The sequence below is a fragment of the Protofrankia sp. Cr1 genome (assembly GCF_963555865.1).
Classification (GTDB): Bacteria; Actinomycetota; Actinomycetes; order Frankiales; family Frankiaceae; genus Protofrankia.
Map to the genome: position 1 here is coordinate 1 of NZ_CAUVXO010000502.1, position 514 is coordinate 514.

Sequence of the window (514 nt, forward strand, 5' to 3'; positions counted from 1 at the left end):
TGCGACAGCGACCGCCGCCGCGGGGACCGCGACGCTGACACGCCGACGGCTGGAGGCGGCGCACCGCCGCATCGACAGCCGCCAGCGACCGCGGTTCGCCGAATACGACCTGATCCGCGGGCTGACCGGACTCGGCGTCGTCCTGCGCCGCATCGGCGATCTCGACCTGCTCCGCGACGTCCTGACCTATCTGGTGCGCCTGACCGACCCGATCGACGGCCTACCCGGCTGGTGGTGCCCGCACGGCCCGAACCGCAACCAGACGGGCCCGGTCGGCGGCCACAGCAACCACGGGATCGCCCACGGAATCTGCGGCCCGCTCGCCCTCCTGGCCCTCACCCTCAGCGACGGCATCACGGTCGACGGGCATGCGGAGGCGATCACGCGGATCTGCCAGTGGCTGGACACCTGGGTGCGCCAGGCCAGCGGAGGTTCGTGGTGGCCGGAAATTGTCACGCTCGACGACCTGCACCGGGGAGAAGCCCGCCAACCCGGCCCGCTCCGCCCGTCCTGG

Annotated in this window: 1 protein-coding gene; it reads left to right on the forward strand. The window is 72.8% G+C overall.

Features of this window, described 5'->3' with window-relative positions; all coding sequences use genetic code 11:
* Window positions 1-514 (forward strand): lanthionine synthetase LanC family protein (locus tag U9980_RS24605; protein ID WP_322770107.1); only part of this gene is annotated, 514 nt, incomplete at both ends.